Here is a 15179-nt window from a genome sequence, read left to right as displayed (position 1 = left end):
CCGCGAATACGTCGTGGCGCGGCTGGAACCGCTGCGCCGGAGGGGGTACCTGCTCTGCGGCGACTGGCACATGGCCGACGACCTGACGTCGACGGCCCTGGTCAAGCTGTTGCGGCACGGCCGGCGGGAGCTTGCCCCGCCCACCGCGGTCAAACCGCTGGGAAGAGCCGGCCCCGGCAGGGATGCGTCCGGGACCAGGTGCGCTCCCAGTCGGCGAGGTCGAAGGCCAGTCGGGGTCGGGGCTGGTCGGAGAGATACTCCCAGTACTCCTCCGCCAGCCTCCGCACCTCGGTCAGTTCGTACCTGCCGTGCTGGTCGGGGAGGATGGTGTTGCGCACCGTCACGCCGGGCCGGGTGACGGTCACCAGGAACGCCTCGCCGTCCCACTCGCGCTCGTCGGCCCGGCCGGCGGCCACGTCGTCCAGGATCGCGAGCAGGTCCAGGCACTGGTACGGCGAGTTCCGCAGCTCCATCTGGAACCAGACGCCGAGCGCCGTGTGGCGTGGCTCGTCGGACTCGTAACCGGGGAACCCGTGCCGGTCGGTGAAGAAGCGCATGGTCAACCGTAGTACCGGCGCAGTTCCCGGCTGAGCACCTTGCCGGTGGCGTTTCGCGGCAGGTACTTCACGAAGATCACGTCGCGGGGCACCGAGAAGCGGGCCAGGTAGTGCCGGACGTACTCGCGGACCGCCTCCGGGTCGAGGGTCTCGTTGGGGTGCAGGCCGAGGAAGGCGGCGAGCCGCTGGCCGTACTCGGGGTCGGGCACCCCGATGACGGCGGCCTCGCGGACCTGGGGGAGGCGGGAGAGCAGATCCTCCACCTCGGACGGAAATACGTTCTCGCCCCCGGAGACGATCATGTCGTCGGCCCGGCCGTCGACGAAGAGCAGCCCGTCGGCGTTGATCCGGCCGAGGTCGCCGGTGTCGAGCAGCCCGTCGTGGGTCTCCCGCCGGGCACCGGAGGTGTAGCCCTCGAAGAGCATCTCGTTGCCGACGAGGATCCGGCCGACCCGGCCGTCGGGCACCGGCTGGCCGTCGGCGTCGAGGATCTCCAGCCGGGTGCCGTGCGGCGGCCGGCCGGCGGTGGTGGGCGCCTCGCGCAGGTCGGCCGGGGTGGCGATGGACGCCCAGGAGACCTCCGTCGAGCCGTACAGGTTGTAGACCACGTCGCCGTAGACGTCCATGAAGCGGGGCGCGAGCCCGCCGGGCAGCGCCGAGCCGCTCACCGCGACGACCTTCAGCGGGGGCAGCGGGTCGGGCGGCGGCACGTCGAGCAGCCGCTGCAGCATCACCGGTACGGCGAAGAGCGCCTGGCACTGGTGGGTCACGAGCGCGGCCAGCGTGGCCGCCGGGTCGAAGCGGTGGTGCAGCACGATGGTGGCGCGCAGCGCGAAGGCGACCTGGAGGGCGGCGTACCCCCAGGTGTGGAAGAGCGGCGCGGCGATCAGCACCGTGTCCCGGGTGTGCAGCGGGATCCGGTCGATGATGGACACCAGCGGGCCGAAGCCGTTCGGGGTGGGGCGGCGGGCGCCCTTCGGGGTGCCGGTGGTGCCGGAGGTGAGCACGATGGTCCGGCCGTCGCGCTCGGGTGGTTGCAGTTCCTCGCCGGGGAGCGCCCCCGCGATCAGCTCCTCGTGGCCGCGCTCGTCCACCCGCTGCACGTCGGCGGGGAGGCCGAGGATCCGCTCGGCGAACTCGGCGTCGTGCACCAGCACCCGCAGCCGTTGCTCCTCGGCGACGGTGGTGAGCTGGGCGGCGGAGAGGCCGGTGTTGACCAGCACCGCGTCCGCGCCGAGGACGGTGGCGGCGACGACCGCCTCGATCAGTCCACGGTGGTTGCGGCAGAGCACCCCGATCCGGTCGCCGGGCTGTACGCCGAGGGCCGTACGCATGGCCCGGGCCAGCCGTTCGGCGCGGTCGAGCAGTTCCTGGTAGCTCGTCTCCGCGCCCTGGTCGTCGACGACTGCGACCCGGCCGGGGTCGCGGGCGGCGGCCTGGCGCAGCTCGCCGGCGAGGCTCCAGCCCCACTTGCGCAGCGCCCCGAGCTGGGAGGCGACCCGGATCGGTCGGCCCGGGGTGAGCAACCCGCGTCGGGTCAGCGTGGCCACGACGAACGGCAGGTCCATGCGGCGGGCCTCCTTCTGGGGGGTGCGGTGAAGGGGCCCCCACCGGGGCCCCTTCACCGGGGCGTCACCTTTCGATCATGCACCGGATGCCTGCCTGAGCCCAGCCGGTGTCTGCCGGGCCACCCCGTCCGGCACCCGGGGTGGAGGGTGCCGGCACCGAGGGTGACGGTCAGCGGATCTGCATCCCGGAGATGGCCCGGGAGATGACCAGCCGCTGGATCTCGGAGGTGCCCTCGAAGATGGTGTAGATCTTCGCGTCCCGGTACCAGCGCTCGACCGGATGGTCGCGCAGGAAGCCGGCCCCGCCGAGCAGCTGGACGGCCTTCTCGGTGACCGAGACGGCCACCTCGCCCGCCTTGAGCTTGGACATCGAGCCCTCCCCGGCGGTGAAGGGCCGGTTGTTGCGGCCCATCCAGGAGGCCCGCCAGACCAGCAGCCGGGCGGCGTCGATCTCGGTCCGCATGTCGGCGAGCGCGAACGCCACCGCCTGGTTCTCGATGATCGGCCGTCCGAACTGGACCCGGTCCTTGGCGTAGTCCAGGGCGTACTCGTAGGCGGCGCGGGCCACGCCGAGCGCCTGCGCGCCGACGGTGGGGCGGGAGAGCTCGAAGGTGCGCATCGCGGCCTGCCCGGAGGCGCGCCGGCCGGAGCGGGCCCGGTCGAGGCGTTCCAGGAGGGCGTCCCGGCCGCCGAGCAGGCAGCGCCCGGGCACCCGGACGTCGTCGAGGAAGACGTCGGCGGTGTGCGACGCGCGCAGCCCGAGCTTGCGCAGTTTGCGGGTGGCGGTGAGCCCCGCGGTCCCCGGCGGTACGACGAAAGCGGCCTGCCCCCGGGACCCGAGCGACGGCTCGACGGAGGCGGTGACCACGTGCACCCCGGCGATCCCGCCGTTGGTGGCGTACGCCTTCTGCCCGCGCAGCACCCACTCGTCGGTGGCCTCGTCGTAGACGGCCCGGGTACGCATCGCGCCGACGTCGGAGCCGGCCTCCGGCTCGCTGGTGCAGAAGGCGGCGACGGCGGGCTGGTCGACGTCGCCGAAGCACTGCGGCACCCATTCGACCATCTGGTCGGGGGTGCCCGCGCCGTAGATGGCGGCTACCGCGAGGGAGGTGCCGAAGATGCCCAGACCGATGCCGGCGTCACCCCAGAAGAGTTCCTCGCTGGCGATCGGCAGGGAGAGGCCGGTGGGGTCGGCCCAGCAGGTGGCGAGGAACTCGAAGCCGTAGAGGCCGACCTTCGCCGCTTCCTGGATGACCGGCCACGGGGTTTCCTCCCGGGCGTCCCACTCGGCCGCGGCCGGGCGCACGACCTCGGCTGCGAAGCCGTGCACCCAGTCGCGTAGATCCCGCTGTTCCTCGTTCAGGTCGAGCGAGAACTCGGCCACGTCAGGCCTTGGGGATGTCGAACAGGTTGGCGATGTTGGCGGCCAGGCCCAGGTCGCCCTTGGCCTTCAGCTTGCCGGTCATGAACATCATCACCGGGTTACCGCCACCGGAGACGATCTTCAGGAATTCGACCGGGCCCATGGTGAGGCTGAGCTTCGGGTCGTGCTGCGGAGTCTCGTTGACGACGCACTTGCCGTCGGCGATGGCGATCTCGTAGGTGTCGGTGCCACCGTCGGGGCGACCGGTGATGTTCCAGTGGATCACCGCGTTGGTCGAGCCGGCCCGGTCGGGGCGGAACAGCTCCGGCATCCGGCCGAAGACCGTGCTCAGGATCTTGCCGCGCAGGTCGCCGGACATGACCTCGGCGATCTTGTCGTCGGGGGTGGACTTGACCAGCTGGGCGAATTCCTTGGGGCCGACGTTGCCGAAGTTGGCCGGGTCGAAGTCAGTCATTGGGGGATGCACCTCTCGGGCGGGCCGACTTTGGTTACTCGGGCGTAACCTTACGCACGAGTAGGTATGCTCGCAAGAGTGTCCAGCACACCGACCTTCAAGCGCCTGCCCCGGGCCGTACGCGAGCAGCAGATGCTCGACGCGGCCGTCAAGGTCTTCTCCCGACGCGGCTTCCACGCCGCGAGCATGGACGAGATCGCCGAGGACGCCGGCATCTCCAAGCCGATGGTCTACGCGTACCTCGGCACGAAGGAGGAGCTCTTCGTCGCCTGCCTGCACCGTGAGGGCACCCGGATGATGGAGGCCATCGCCGGGGCCGCCGCCCCGGACCTGCCCGCGGACGAACGGCTCTGGCGCGGGCTGCGCGCCTTCTTCGGCTTCGTCGGCGCTCACCGGGACGGCTGGGCGGTGCTCTACCGGCAGGCCCGCGGCTCCCAGCCGTTCGCCGGCGAGCTGGCCGCGATGCGCGCCCGGCTGGTCGAGGTGGTGGCCGGGATGCTGGACCACGCGCTGCGCGCCGAGGGGCGCGAGGTGGGCGAGACCGAGCTGGAGGTCGTCGCGTACGCCCTGGTCGGGGCGACCGAGTCCCTCGCGGACTGGCTCGCCGACCATCCGGAGGCCGACCCGGAGAAGACCGCCACCCGGATGATGAACGCGGCCTGGCTCGGCGCCGGCCAACTGCTGCGCGGCGCCACCTGGCGCCCGCCCACCCCGCCGGCCTGATCAGCTTCAGCGGCGGGCGGCGGCCCGCCGGTGCGCCCGGCGACGCAGCCACCGGCCCAGCTCCAGCAGGCCGGTGACGGCGAGGGAGAGCCCGACGCCGACCAGCAGCGCGCGGCCCGGATCGTGCTCGAAGGCCAGGCCGCCGAAGTAGCCGAGCAGCCCGCAGTAGATCGCCCAGCTGCCGGTGGCCACCGCGTCGAAGAAGAGGAAGCGGGACAGCGGGTACCGGACGGCACCCATGGTCAGGGTGACCGCGGTGCGGCCACCCGGCACGTACCGCGACGTGGTGAGGATCGAGCCGCCCCGCCGGTCCACCGCCCGCCGGGCCCAGTCCGACCCGGTTCGGCGGCGGCTCTCCGCCGGCAGCCGGGCCAGCCGGTGCGCGCCGCCGCCCCGGCCGATGCCGTACGAGACGTGGTCGCCGGCGAGCGCGCCGACCGCGGCCACCACGATCACCGCGACCAGGTTCGGCTCGCCGGCCGCGGCGAACACCCCGGCGGTGATCACCACCGTCTCGCCCGGCACCACCGGGAAGAAGGCGTCGACCGCGGTCACCACGAAGATCACCAGGTACACCCACGGCGAGGTGACGGTGTGGTGAAGCAGGTCGAGCACCGACTGCATGCCCTCATGCTCCGGTGACCGACCCTCGGCGGGAGGCGCATCCGGGCAGAACGGGTGCCGGGGACGCCGCCCCGGCACCCCGCCGTCAGCGGATCGTGCCGACCAGGTGCGGCCGGCCGGTCCGGGCGTCGTGCAGCGCGAAGTCCCAGCCCGGGGTGGCGCTGAAGGCGACCGTGGTGGGCAGCGGCACCGGCAGCTTGAACGCCACGTCGACGGTGTAGGCGTCCGGCAGCCGGCTCTCCAGCGCGGCCAGGCAGCGGGCCTTGCTCCACATCCCGTGCGCGATCGGGCGGGGGAAGCCGAGCAGCCGGGCCCCGAGCTTCGAGGTGTGGATCGGGTTGTGGTCGCCGGAGACCCGGGCGTAGTCCGTACCCACCCGGGGCTCGACCCGCCACCGGGCGGAGGCGGCCGGCGGCGCGGGCCGGTCACCCGGGTCGCGCCGGGCGCCGCCGCCGGGCGTGCGCTCCTTCCCGAGGTACGTCGAGACGCCGCGCCAGACCTCCTCACCGTCGACCGACCCGACCAGGACGACGTCGATCTGCCGCCCACGCTCGTGCGGGCGCAGGTGCTCCGCGTAGGTGACGAAGTCCAGCGCCTCGTCGGCCTCGATCGGGCGGTGCACGGTGATCCGGTTGCCCACGTGCACCACCCCGGTCAGCGGGATGGGGAACTCCGGCGTGGTCATCAGCCGCAGCGCCAGTGGGAAGCCCATGACGTGCGGATACGTGGCGGGCAGCCGGTCGGCGAGCCGGAAGCCGCAGACCCGGTCGTAGTCGGCCAGGTGCGCCCGGTCGACGGTGGCCCCGGCGACCGCCAGCTCGACCTGCGGCGGCGCGTCCGGGCGGCGGGACCGGCCGATCACCGGCACCGCGTCGCGCAGCGCCCGCCGGTAGAGCGCCCCCTGCGCCGGCATCCGGGACAGCTCCAGCCGGGCCCGTCTCCCCGGGGCGGCCGGCTCGTCCGTGGCGTACCGCGACAGGTCGTGGGTGGCCTCGGTGCTCGCGTCGTACCCCGACGGGCCGGTCGCGCGGACGGCGGCCAGCTGCGCCGGCGAGATGACCTCCGTCGGCCCGTCGATCAGCTCGTGGACGGAGAGGTCCTCGGTCGAGGCGTCCTCCGGTCGTTCCTTCCGCCGCGCCATCACGCCCCCAGCAGGCTCTGGCCGCAGACCCGGACCACGTTGCCGCTGACCGCGCCGCTGGCCGGCCAGGCCAGCCAGCCGATGGTCTCGGCCACGTCCACCGGCAGCCCGCCCTGCGACATGCTGTTCATCCGGCGGCCCGCCTCGCGCAGCGCCAGCGGGATCCGTGCGGTCAGCCGGGTCTCGATGAACCCGGGCGCGACGGCGTTGACGCTGATCCCGCGCCCACGCAGCGCCGGGGCGAGCGAGTCGACCAGCCCGATCACGCCGGCCTTGCTGGTGGCGTAGTTGGTCTGCCCGCGGTTGCCGGCGATCCCGGCGATGGACGAGACCGAGACGATCCGGCCGCCGGCCGGGATCAGGTCGCGCTCCAGCAGTACGTCGTTGATCCGTTCCTGGCTGGAGAGGTTGACGTCGATCACCTGGTCCCAGCGGTCGGCATCCATCCGGCCGAGGGTCTTGTCCCGGGTGATGCCGGCGTTGTGCACCACCACGTCGACCCGGCCGTGCCGGGCGGCGAGGTGCTCGGCGAGCCGGGTCGGGGCGTCCGGGGTGGTCAGGTCGAGCTGCACGGCGCTGCCGCCGATCTCGTTGACCACCGTGGCCAGCTCGTCGCCGGCCGCCGGGATGTCCAGGGCGACGACCTGGGCGCCGTCGCGGGCCAGCACCCGGGCCAGCGCGGCGCCGATGCCCCGGGCCGCCCCGGTGACCAGCACGACCTGGCCGTCCAGCGGCCGGTCCCAGTCCGCCGGCGCCGCCGCGTGACCGGCGCCCACCCGGACCACCTGCCCGGAGACGTACGCGGAGCGGCCCGAGAGAAGAAAACGGAGGGTCGATTCGAGGCTGGTGAGGGTGCCGGCTGAGAGGTCCGGGCCGTCCGAGGCGTTACCGGCCTCCTTCGTGACGTACACCAGCTGGGCGGTGACGCCCCGGCCGAACTCCTTGCCGATGCTGCGGGTCAGCCCCTCCAGAGCCCGCTGTGCGGTGGCCTCCCGGGGGGAGCCGCACTCCGCCGGCGGGGTGCCGAGTACGACCACCCGGCCGCTGGGCAGGACCGTGCGGGCGTACGGGTGGAAGAAGTCGTAGAGCTGGCGCAGGCCGGTGGAGTCGGTGACGCCGGTGGCGTCGTACACCAGGGCGCCGAACCGGGCGGTGGGGTCGATGTCGGCGGCGGGGTCGCGCAGCTCGACCCCGGCGGCGGTCAGGATCTTGCCGACCGGCTCGGCGAGCCGGCCCCCGGTCGCCGCTCCCAGCAGGACCGGCCCGGGCAGCAGCGGGTCGCCGGGGGTGTGCCGGCGCAGTCGCGGCGGGTCGGGTAGCCCGAGGCGCTTGACCAGCGCGCGGCCGGCCCCCGATTGGACGAAGCTCGCGTACCTGTCGGTCATAGGCGTAGCCTACTGGCCAGTAGGTTGTGGGCAAGCCCTGAAACGGAGGCGGGATCGTGCAGAGCATCCGGCGGGTCGCGGTCATCGGCGGCAACCGCATCCCCTTCGCCCGGTCCAACTCGCGGTACGCCAGCGCGTCCAACGCCGACCTGCTCGGCGCGGCCCTGGACGGGCTGATCGCCCGGTTCGGGCTGGCCGGCCAGCGGGTCGGCGAGGTGGTGGCCGGCGCGGTGCTCAAGCACTCCAAGGACTTCAACCTGGCCCGCGAGGTGGTGCTCGGCTCCCGGCTCGACCCGCACACCCCGGCGTACGACATCCAGCAGGCCTGCGGCACCGGCCTCGAGGCGGCCATCCTGGTCGCCAACAAGATCGCCCTCGGGCAGCTCGACGTGGGCATCGCCGCCGGCGTCGACAGCACCTCCGACGCCCCCCTCGCGGTCAACGAGGAGATGCGCCGCACCCTGCTGAAGCTCAACTCCGCCCGCACCCTCGGCGAGCGGCTGAAGGTCGCGGCCAAGCTGCGCCCGCTCCAGCCGTTCCAGCCGGAGATCCCGCGCAACGCCGAACCGCGCACCGGGCTCTCCATGGGCGAGCACGCCGCCCGCACCGCCGTGCGCTGGAACGTCGACCGGGCCGCCCAGGACGACCTGGCGCTGCGCTCGCACCAGCGGCTCGCCGCCGCGTACGACCGGGGCTTCTTCGACGACCTGATGACGCCGTACCTCGGGCTGACCCGGGACCAGAACCTCCGGCCGGACACCAGCCCGGAGAAGCTCGCCTCGCTCAAGCCGGTCTTCGGCACGAAGGGCCCGGACGCCGAGCGGGCCACCATGACCGCCGGCAACTCCTCCCCGCTCACCGACGGCGCCTCGACCGTGCTGCTGGCCAGCGAGGAGTGGGCGCGCGAGCACCACCTGCCCGTGCTGGCCTGGTTCTCCTGGTCCGAGACGGCCGCCGTCGACTTCGTGCACGGCGACGAGGGTCTGCTGATGGCGCCCGCGTACGCGGTGCCCCGGATGCTGGCCCGGGCCGGGCTGACCCTTCAGGACTTCGACTACTACGAGATCCACGAGGCGTTCGCCTCCCAGGTGCTGGCCACCCTCGCCGCCTGGGAGTCGCCGGAGTTCTGCAAGGAGCGGCTCGGCCTGGACGCCCCGCTCGGGTCGATCGACCGGGAGAAGCTGAACGTCAACGGTTCCTCACTCGCCGCCGGCCACCCGTTCGCCGCCACCGGTGGGCGGATCGTGGCCACGCTGGCCAAGCTGCTCGCCGAGTCCGGTGGCGGTCGGGGCCTGATCTCGATCTGCGCGGCCGGCGGCCAAGGGGTGACCGCGATCCTGGAGCGCTGAACCGTCAACCGATAGTTCACCCGCGGCTGACCGGTCGGAGACCTCGGCACGGAAGTGTGGTCCCTCGCGTCGGGCGTCGGTCCCGTGTAGCGTTTCTCAGTCGAACAGCGTTACAGATTCTCTGCGTCCGGGACGGGGCCGGCAACGATGGGATCAACCATGTCCGGACCGATCACGCTCTCCGTGGTCGTTCCCATGTACAACGAGACGGCGGTCATCGGAGCCCTCGTCGCCCGGCTGCGGCCGGTACTCGACGCCCTCGACGTCGAGTACGAGGTGGTGGCCGTCGACGACGGCAGCCGGGACGGCACGGCCGGCCTGGTCAGTGCCCACGCGCGCCAGTGGCCGCAGCTGCGCCTGATCCAGTTGCGCCGCAACAGCGGGCACCAGGCGGCGCTGACCGCCGGCCTGCACCGGTCCCGCGGCCGCTGGGTGGTCAGCATCGACGCGGACCTCCAGGACCCGCCGGAGACCATCGCCGAGATGCTCCGGGTGGCCCGGGTGGACGGCGTCGACGTGGTCTACGGCGTCCGCTCCGACCGCAGCACCGACACCGTCTTCAAGCGGAACACCGCCCGCGGCTACTACTGGCTGATGCGCCGGCTGGTCGGCGGGGACATGCCCGCCCAGGCCGGCGACTTCCGGCTGCTCAGCAGGGACGTCGTCGAGGTGCTGCGCCGGCTGCCCGAGCGCGCGCCGGTCTACCGGCTGCTGATCCCCTCGCTGGGCTTCCCCAGCGCCGAGGTCAGCTACGTCCGGGAGGCACGCGCCGCCGGCGACACGAAGTACCCGCTGCGCAAGATGGTGGCCCTGGCCTGGGACAGCACCGCCAACTTCTCGGCCGCCCCGCTGCGGGTCGCCACCTGGCTCGGGGTGACCAGCTTCGTGGCCTGCCTGGCGCTGATCGCCTTCGGCATGACCGCGTACGCCACCGGCACCGCGATCCCCGGCTGGACCTCGATGTTCGTGGCGGTGCTCCTGCTCAGCGGGGTGCAGCTGATCTGCCTCGGCCTGCTCGGGGAGTACGTCGGACGGATCTACGCGACCGTGCAGAACCGGCCGACCTTCCACATCGGCTTCGACTCCGTGGAGTCGCCCGGTGAGCTGGCGGAGCCACTGGTGGTGGCCGATTCGGCGGACCCGGCGGTCTCCGCCGACCGGCCGGGCGTTCCCGTCAGCGGCTGAGCCGGATGCTGGAGCTGCACAACGCGGTGGACGCGGCACCGTCCACCATGGACAGCGATGGAACTTCCGACCTTGCGGACGGCGTCCCGGCCGCCCCTGACGGTGCTGCCGCGCCCGAACCGACCACGCCGCCGCGCCGACGGCGATTCCCCCGGATCGGCGGCTGGCTGCCGACCGCCCTGGTGCTCGCCGCCACCGCGGTCGTCCTGAACTGGTACGGCGTCTCCGGCAAGGACATCGCCCTCTTCGCCGGCTACACCGTCGGCTGCGTGGCCCTGCCCGGCACCCTGCTGTGGCGCGCCCTGCACGGGCGCTCCGGCACCCTCGCCGTCGACGTGGCGGCGGGCTTCGCCCTGGGGCTCGCCGTCGAGCTGGCGGTATACATCCCGGCCCGCGCCGTCGACGTGCCGCTGGCCGTGCTGGGCTGGCCGGCGCTCACGGTCGTCGCGTTCCTCGCCGTGCCCCGGCTGCGCCGGCACTGGCGGGGCGGACCCGAGCGGCTCCCCCTCGGGGTCAGCTGGGCGCTCGCCGGCTTCGCCCTGTTCATGCTGGCCCGCTCGGCGTTGTTCTTCCGGACCGAGGCGCTGACCGGCCCGGCCTCCCTCACCCCCAACGTCGACCTGCCGTTCCAGATCGCGCTGGTCGGCGAGTTCAGGCACCACATGCGACCCACCGCGCCGTACGTGGCGACCGAGGCGCTCCAGTACCACTGGTACGCACACGCGCACGCCGCCGCGTCGAGCTGGATCACCGGCATCGAACCGCAGGTGCTGATCCTGCGGCTCCTGGTACTGCCGATCGTCGCCGCGTTCCTGGTGCTGGTGGTGGGCGTGCTGCGGGCGATCAGCGGGCGGTGGTGGCCCGGCCCGGTGGCGCTGCTCCTGCTCTACCTCGGCACCGCGACCGTCCCGTACGCCTGGACCTCCGCGCCGGTCTTCGACGCCACGCTGCTCGACACGTTCTGGCTCAGCCCGACCCAGACCATGGCCGCGACGCTGGCCCTGGCCGTCCTGCTGGTGCTGGCCCGGCTGCTCCGCGAGGCCGCCGCCCCGGTCGGCGGCTGGGCCGCCCTGGTGCTGCTGGTCGGTGCCGTCGCCGGGGCCAAGGCCACCTTCGTGCCCGCCCTGGCCTGCGGGCTGCTCCTCGCGTTGGTCGGGCAACTGGTCACCCGCCGGCGGCGGCTGCGCACCCTGTCCGCGCTCGCGATCGTGCTGGCCTGGTTCGCCTTCGCCCAGTACGTGCTCTTCAACGGCGGCAGCTACGGCACCGAGGTCGCCCCGCTCTCGGTGGTCAGGTGGAGCATGGTGGGAGGGCTCGTCCTCGGCGCGCCGATGCCGACCGAGCCCTGGTCCGCACTCGGGACGCTCGCCCTGATCTCCCTGCTGGCCTGCGCCTTCGGCCTGGTCGGCATCGTCGGGGTGCTGCGCCGGCGTTGGCTCTCCGATCCGGCCGTGCTGTTCATGGCCGGCTTCGCCGCGGCGGGGATCGGCGCGATGTACACGTTCGGCCATCCCGGGCTGAGCGAGATCTACTTCGGTCGGACGGCCCGCCCGTACCTCGCGATGCTGGCCGCACTGGGGCTGGCCAGCCTGCTGCCCCGCGCGGCGGAGCTGCGCCGCGGCGCCCGGGTCGCCCTCGTCGGGCTGCTGGCGCTGGCCGCCGCGCTCGGGGTGTCGGCCGTGTTCGTGGTCCGGAACGGGGCGGGCCGGTACCGCCCGGCCGGCCTGCACCTGCTGGAGGGGGTGGTCGAGCCGTACCTCGCCCTGGTGGCGGTGCTGGTGGCGCTCGGGGTGGTGCTGCTCGTCCTCGCCCGGCTGGTTCGGCTCGCGCCGTCGGCCGGGGTGGCCGCGGTGGTGGTGCTCTTCGCCGCGACCTCCGCCGTCAGCGACTCGGGTCAGTTGCGGTACATGACGGAGCTGGTCTCCTCGGGTGCGCCGCTGCGGGACCTGACCGTGTCCGAGCCCAGCATCCCGGTGGGCGGCATCGAGGCGGCCCGCTGGCTACGGGAGCATTCCGACCCGGGCGACCTGGTCGCCACCAACCGCCACTGCCGGTTCCCCGCCCGTCCGCTCTGCGACAACCGCGACTTCTGGCTGGCTGCGTACTCGGAGCGGCGGGTGCTGGTCGAGGGCTGGGCGTACGTCGAGCAGGCGCTGACCGACCGCACCATCTACGACCACCTCGGCGGCAGCCCGTACTGGGACCCGCAGCGGCTGAGCCACAACGACGCGGTCTTCACCGCGCCGACCGAGGTGAACGTCGCCGCGCTGGCCGAGAACCACGGGATCCGTTGGCTGGTCGCCGTGGAGCCGGGCGTCAACCCCGACCTGGCCCGGTACGCGACCCCCCGGTTCGTCTCGTACGACGTCACCGTCTTCGAGATCCGCCGGTGACCGCCCCAGGCGCCGCCGTGGAGGACCACGTGTCGGAGCGGCCCGCTCCCAGCCGGGTCGGCGCGCTGCGCCTCGCGGCGTCCGCCCTGCCCTGGGTGATCGTCCTGGTCGCCGTCCTGGTCGCCTGGGACCGCGGTGACGTGCCGGTCGCCGACGCCTGGCGGTTCGCCGCGTACTGGGCGGTGGCGCTGGTGCTGCCCGGCACGCTGGTGCACCGGGCGCTGCGCGGCGGGCGGGGCAACCTGCCCGAGGACCTCGGCTACGGCGCGGCCACCGGCCTGGTGCTGGAGCTCGTCGTCTGGGCCGGCGCCGCCGCCACCGGTCAGCAGTCCCTGCTGCGCTGGTGGCCGGCGCCCGTGCTGCTCGCCTTCCTGGCCGTGCCGGGGCTGCGCCGGCACTGGCGGGTCGGCCCGCGCCGGCCGCTCCCGGTGGCCTGGCACTGGGCGATCTGCGTGGTGCTGCTGCTGGTGCTCGGCTGGGCGATGACGCAGTGGCGGCACGTCCCGCTGCCGCCGGCGACCTCCGCGTACTACCAGGACCTCTTCTACCACCTCGGCCTCGCGCAGGAGCTGACCCGGTCGATGCCGTTCCGGCTGCCGCACGTCGCCGGGGAGGCACTGCGGTACCACTACCTCTCCGACGCCCACGTCGCCACGGGCAGCATGATCACCGGCATTCCGCCCGCCGTGGTGCTGCTGCGGCTCTGGCTGGTGCCGGTGTCCGCCACGGCGGTCCTGCTCCTCGCCGGGCTGGCCCGCGACCTCAGCCGGACCGCCTGGGCCGGTCCGGTGGCGGCCGCCGGCGGCCTGCTCGGGCTGCCGGTGCTCCTCGGTTCACCGGTCAGCACGCCGGGTGGTTCGCCGCTGTCGCTGGTCAGCATCTCGCAGACGTACGTGCTGGTGCCGATGCTGCTGCTCGCCGGCATCTGCCTCGACGTGGTCCGGGACCAGCGTCTCGGGCGGGCCTGGCCGCTGGTGCCGCTCCTCGGGCTGGCCTGTGCCGGGTCGAAGTCCAGCGCGCTGCCACCGGTGATCGCCGGCCTGGGGCTGGCCACGCTGGTCGGCTGGTGGGTGCGGCGCCGGGTGCCGTGGGCGGCGTTCGGGGCGCTGGCCTGCCTCGTGGCGGCGATGGGCGTCGGCTTCGTCCTGTTCGCCGGCGGCGGGGCCTCGTCGCTGCGCCCGCAACTGTTCGGCGTGATCCGCTTCATGCTGCCGTACACCGAGACGCTCGGCGCCGGTGACCGGGCCGCCCCGGGCGGACTGCTGCCACCCGGCCTCGCCGACGCCGGTCGGGTCGGCTGGCTGCTCGGGTTCGCGCTGCTCGGCTGGTGGGTGCTGACCAACGCGCCGCGGTGGGCCGGGTTGTCGCTGCTCGTCACCCGGGAGCACCGCGCGGATCCGGCCGGCTGGCTGCTCGGCGGCGCGGTGCTGGCGGGCGCCGGAGCCACCTGGGTCACCTACCATCCCACCGCCAGCCAGCTCTACTTCTGGCTCGGGGTGGTCCCGTTCGGTGCGCTGCTGGCCGCCGGCTGGTTGGTGGCGGCGCGCCAACCGTGGCCGGTGCCGGTGGTGACCGCCCTGGCCGGCGCGGTGGTGACGCTGGCCGTGCCGTTCCTCGGTCGCCCCGAGCGGCGGCTGGCGGCCTGGAACGAGAAGTTGGCCGACTCGGTGGTCCGCTTCGCGGTGTTCGTGGCGCTGGCGGCGCTGCTCGGGGTCGGGGTCGCCGCCCTGGCCCGCCGGATCCGGCCGGTCGGCGCGCCCCGGATCGGCGAGGAGCCCGTGGCCGCGGAGGCGGCGCCGAGCGGTGCGCCGGCCGGCGAGCGGGCCACCGGTCGCCGGCGGTGGGTGGCGGCCGCGCTGGTGGGCGTGACCGCCGCGCTGCTCGGTGGGAGCGTGGCCACCGGCGTGGACAGCACGGTGACTCTGCTGTCCCGGCCCGCCGGGCCGGTGTATCCCTCGCGGTTCGCCCTCACCGCGGACGAGGCGCGGGCGGCGCTCTGGTTGGACGCACACGCCGGGGCCGACGACGTGGTGGCCACCAACGTGCACTGCCAGCCGGTGGCGACCGTCGCGCACTGCGACGCGCGGGCGTTCTGGGTGACCGGTCTCGGGGGCCGTCGGGCCGTGGTGGAGAGCTGGGGCTACACGGACGCCGCGCTGGCCGCGCAGGGCCGCTACGGGCTCGGGTACGTCCGGCAGGACCCGCCCGACCCCGCGCTGCTCGCGTTCAACGACGGCGTCTTCACCGCACCCACTCCGGCCGACCTGGACCGGATGGTGCGGGAGTACGACGTCCGCTGGCTCTTCGCCGACTCCCGGGCCGGCGCGGTCTCGCCGGAGCTGGCCGGGCTGGCCCGGGTCCGGCTGGTCGCCGGCCCGGTGACGATCTACGAGCTGAACCGCCCCTGACCGGTCAG

At 73.9% G+C, this 15179-nt stretch carries 12 protein-coding genes; 5 read left to right on the top strand and 7 right to left on the bottom strand.

What is annotated here, in order from left to right; translation table 11 throughout:
• Positions 1–149: 149 nt before the first annotated feature.
• From V6U81_RS09110 to V6U81_RS09095, 4 genes are all read right to left on the bottom strand, one after another.
• Positions 150–557 (bottom strand): YacL family protein, encoded by a 408-nt coding sequence (locus tag V6U81_RS09110; RefSeq protein ID WP_334486628.1) that lies wholly within the window; start codon positions 555–557, stop codon positions 150–152.
• A 2-nt stretch (positions 558–559) separates the two neighbouring features.
• Positions 560–2125: an AMP-binding protein gene (locus tag V6U81_RS09105; RefSeq protein ID WP_334486626.1), complete on the bottom strand. Its 1566-nt coding sequence runs from the start codon at positions 2123–2125 to the stop codon at positions 560–562.
• Between the two features lie 169 nt (positions 2126–2294).
• Positions 2295–3509: an acyl-CoA dehydrogenase family protein gene (locus tag V6U81_RS09100; RefSeq protein ID WP_334486624.1), complete on the bottom strand. Its 1215-nt coding sequence runs from the start codon at positions 3507–3509 to the stop codon at positions 2295–2297.
• Between the two features lies 1 nt (position 3510).
• Positions 3511–3963, bottom strand: a complete 453-nt coding sequence (locus V6U81_RS09095) for an SCP2 sterol-binding domain-containing protein (protein ID WP_334486621.1) — start codon at positions 3961–3963, stop codon at positions 3511–3513.
• A 78-nt stretch (positions 3964–4041) separates the two neighbouring features.
• On the opposite strand from V6U81_RS09095, the gene V6U81_RS09090 reads away from it, so the two are divergent.
• On the top strand, positions 4042–4686 hold the full coding sequence (locus V6U81_RS09090) for a TetR/AcrR family transcriptional regulator (protein ID WP_334486618.1): 645 nt from the start codon (positions 4042–4044) through the stop codon (positions 4684–4686).
• Positions 4687–4692: 6 nt separating this feature from the next.
• On the opposite strand, the gene V6U81_RS09085 is transcribed toward V6U81_RS09090, so the two are convergent.
• From V6U81_RS09085 to V6U81_RS09075, 3 genes are all read right to left on the bottom strand, one after another.
• A complete protein-coding gene (locus V6U81_RS09085) occupies positions 4693–5310 on the bottom strand; it encodes a DedA family protein (protein ID WP_334486615.1) in 618 nt (205 codons plus the stop codon).
• Between the two features lie 85 nt (positions 5311–5395).
• Positions 5396–6223, bottom strand: coding sequence for a MaoC/PaaZ C-terminal domain-containing protein (locus V6U81_RS09080; RefSeq protein ID WP_334486795.1), 828 nt, complete (start codon positions 6221–6223; stop codon positions 5396–5398).
• 227 nt (positions 6224–6450) lie between these two features.
• Complete coding sequence (locus tag V6U81_RS09075; protein WP_334486613.1) at positions 6451–7836, bottom strand: 3-oxoacyl-ACP reductase; 1386 nt, start codon at positions 7834–7836, stop codon at positions 6451–6453.
• A 56-nt stretch (positions 7837–7892) separates the two neighbouring features.
• Between V6U81_RS09075 and V6U81_RS09070 the strand changes: the two genes are divergently transcribed.
• From V6U81_RS09070 to V6U81_RS09055, 4 genes are all read left to right on the top strand, one after another.
• Positions 7893–9185 carry an acetyl-CoA C-acetyltransferase gene (locus tag V6U81_RS09070; RefSeq protein WP_334486610.1) on the top strand — a complete coding sequence of 431 codons (1293 nt, stop codon included), beginning with the start codon at positions 7893–7895 and terminating at the stop codon, positions 9183–9185.
• A gap of 159 nt (positions 9186–9344) precedes the next feature.
• Entirely contained in the window at positions 9345–10370 is a 1026-nt protein-coding gene (locus V6U81_RS09065) for a glycosyltransferase family 2 protein (RefSeq protein ID WP_334486608.1), read from the top strand.
• A 5-nt stretch (positions 10371–10375) separates the two neighbouring features.
• Positions 10376–12763: a hypothetical protein gene (locus V6U81_RS09060; RefSeq protein ID WP_334486605.1), complete on the top strand. Its 2388-nt coding sequence runs from the start codon at positions 10376–10378 to the stop codon at positions 12761–12763.
• Positions 12760–15171, top strand: a complete 2412-nt coding sequence (locus V6U81_RS09055) for a hypothetical protein (RefSeq protein WP_334486601.1) — start codon at positions 12760–12762, stop codon at positions 15169–15171. Before V6U81_RS09060 ends, V6U81_RS09055 begins: the two co-directional genes overlap by 4 nt.
• The last annotated feature ends 8 nt before the right edge of the window (positions 15172–15179 follow it).

It is taken from the genome of Micromonospora lacuserhaii (assembly GCF_036902735.1).
GTDB lineage: Bacteria > Actinomycetota > Actinomycetes > Mycobacteriales > Micromonosporaceae > Micromonospora.
The sequence above is the reverse complement of the archived record's forward strand: the minus strand, read 5'-3'. Positions and strand labels throughout refer to the sequence as shown.